This is a genomic window from Moorena sp. SIO3I6, from assembly GCF_010672095.1.
On the sequence record NZ_JAAHHU010000922.1, the window covers coordinates 1 to 1,948 of the forward strand.

The window sequence follows — 1,948 nt, forward strand, 5'->3', positions numbered from 1 at the left end:
TGTATTCCAAAAAGTGATATTGTTTTAGCTTTTCATCCTCCAGATGTTCGCAAATTTACTGAGTTTGCTGTTAGTTAAAATCCGGTTAGGTTGTGTGGAACAGGCTTCCAGCCTGTGGCAATTTTCGGAAGGGCACATGATTGATGATCAATTGGTTAATGGTTGATGATTTGCCCACCCTACCCCTACTTACAACCACAAAATGGAGATAAAATGTCCCTAATTCAAGAAGATATCGAACAAACGTTTAGGCAACTCGTTCACCAGTGGCGGGAAGAAACCAGAGGAATTTCATCAACCACTCAAGCAGCTATGCATCCTGCTTATCAACAAATTATTGGCATGGGAAAAGAAGCAATTCCGTTATTATTAAGGGAACTTGAACAAAAATCTGGACGGTGGTTTTGGGCTTTAAAATCCATTACTAGAGAAGATCCTGTTCAAGAAGAACATCAGGGGAATACTCAAGAAATGATCAAAGCATGGCTAAATTGGGGACTCCGTAACGGTTATAAATGGTAGGCAATGAGGCGTGGTTATCGCAAGTCAGACAATGGATTGAAAGGGATTATCCTAATTTAGTCTCTACAAATTATCACATAACCAGTGCTGATACAATTGATTATAATTGTGTGGCTTGGGCGGCTGAAGATACTCAAAGATGGTGGTGGCCAGATCCAATGAAAGAGAGTTATTGGCCAGTTAATGTTCCAAGAGTTGAGACACTTTTGGCTTTTATTAAAGCTTTTGAAACTCTTGGTTATGTAATCTGTGAAACCCCTGATTTAGAAGAAAATTATCAAAAAATAGCCATTTACATTTTAAATGGTAAACCCACTCATGTTGCTAGACAACTATTAAACGGAAAATGGACGAGTAAATTAGGACAGGATGAGGATATTGAACATGATACATTAGAAGGGTTAACTGGAGACAAATACGGTCAAGTCGCCCAAGTTATGAAGCGACAAGTAGGTAGATAAATAGGGAACAGGGAACAGGGAACAGGGAACAGGGAACAGGGAACAGGGAACAGGGAACAGCTCAGGTAGGGTGGGCAAATGGACATGATTGATGTAAAAATGGTATTACATTGATTATTTGCCCACCCTACTACCTGAGTTTGCTGTTAGTTAAAATCCGGTTAGGTTGCGCATTTAGAGGTTGTCTGAGAAGTCTCATTTGCTACATCCAAGCCCCCGTTGGTCCCCATCTGTAAAAAAGCGAAGCATCCGCTAATTCCCCCCAGAATTGGGGGGTTAGGGGGGCGGGGGACTTTTAGAAGCAAATTGACTCTTCCCCCAAAGTTGGGGGGCTAGGGGGGCAAAATTCAGTATAAAAAAACTTTTCAGATATCCTTTTACTAGTCTTCCATCGCAGCAGCAATAAGTTTGCGGACGCTGGGAGAGCGAAATCCTAGTATAATATCTTTGGGAGAAACACCCCGCTCAATCAATTCACTATCGATATAAATCTCAGTACTATTGTGCTGTATCCAGATTTGACCTTCGATCAGCTCAAGATGCATGGCACAGCCATAGATGCGGTACTCATTACGCCACTCGTTGTGGAAAACCAAATAACGATCGCGTTCTCTATCAAAGATAAGTTGGGCATTGATATCATAACTGGCAAAACTTTCTAAAAATTCGCAGGTAATCTGACGATATTGATCTAATTTATCCATTGTTGACACTCCCCGTCCTATAAGAACGGGGATTCTTTAATCAACGAGGTCGCTTGCTCTTTCAGACCGGAATCAAAAAGAGTAGAGGGGTCCTCTCCTAAAGCGTAGGGATCGATGATCCAGGTTCCCGTATGCCCTACGGTACCCAAGGCTCTTTTTAGAATATTAATGGCTGCATTGTGGTCGCGATCTAGTACACACCCACATGAACAGGTATGGGTTCGCGTTGATAATGATTTTTTGACAACTTCACCACAACTA

Annotated in this window: 6 protein-coding genes; 3 read left to right on the plus strand and 3 right to left on the minus strand. The window is 41.7% G+C overall.

Going from position 1 to position 1,948, the window contains the following annotated elements; all coding sequences use genetic code 11:
- The first annotated feature begins 3 nt into the window (after positions 1-3).
- The 3 genes from F6K49_RS44470 (at position 4) to F6K49_RS44480 (ending at position 983) form a co-directional block, all read left to right on the plus strand.
- Positions 4-78 (plus strand): element excision factor XisI family protein, encoded by a 75-nt coding sequence (locus F6K49_RS44470; protein WP_293108351.1) that lies wholly within the window; start codon positions 4-6, stop codon positions 76-78.
- An 87-nt stretch (positions 79-165) separates the two neighbouring features.
- Entirely contained in the window at positions 166-522 is a 357-nt protein-coding gene (locus tag F6K49_RS44475) for a hypothetical protein (RefSeq protein WP_229415211.1), read from the plus strand.
- The gene (locus tag F6K49_RS44480; RefSeq protein WP_293108338.1) at positions 516-983 is read left to right on the plus strand and encodes a hypothetical protein; all 468 of its coding nucleotides are present in this window, start codon (positions 516-518) and stop codon (positions 981-983) included. Before F6K49_RS44475 ends, F6K49_RS44480 begins: the two co-directional genes overlap by 7 nt.
- On the opposite strand, the gene F6K49_RS44485 is transcribed toward F6K49_RS44480, so the two are convergent.
- The 3 genes from F6K49_RS44485 to F6K49_RS44495 form a co-directional block, all read right to left on the minus strand.
- Positions 944-1,069, minus strand: a complete 126-nt coding sequence (locus tag F6K49_RS44485; RefSeq protein ID WP_293108341.1) for a hypothetical protein — start codon at positions 1,067-1,069, stop codon at positions 944-946. The two genes, F6K49_RS44480 and F6K49_RS44485, sit on opposite strands and share 40 nt — an antisense overlap.
- 294 nt (positions 1,070-1,363) lie before the next feature.
- On the minus strand, positions 1,364-1,687 hold the full coding sequence (locus F6K49_RS44490; protein ID WP_293108345.1) for a XisI protein: 324 nt from the start codon (positions 1,685-1,687) through the stop codon (positions 1,364-1,366).
- Positions 1,688-1,704: 17 nt separating this feature from the next.
- Positions 1,705-1,948: zinc ribbon domain-containing protein (locus tag F6K49_RS44495; RefSeq protein WP_293108348.1), on the minus strand; the 244-nt coding region annotated here is incomplete at its 5' end.

Coding starts and splice junctions, on each gene's coding strand:
- F6K49_RS44475 (WP_229415211.1), top strand. CDS start 166: ATGATTTGCCCACCCTACCCCTACTTACAACCACAAAATGGAGATAAA.
- F6K49_RS44480 (WP_293108338.1), top strand. CDS start 516: ATGGTAGGCAATGAGGCGTGGTTATCGCAAGTCAGACAATGGATTGAA.
- F6K49_RS44485 (WP_293108341.1), bottom strand. CDS start 1,069: ATGTCCATTTGCCCACCCTACCTGAGCTGTTCCCTGTTCCCTGTTCCC.
- F6K49_RS44490 (WP_293108345.1), bottom strand. CDS start 1,687: ATGGATAAATTAGATCAATATCGTCAGATTACCTGCGAATTTTTAGAA.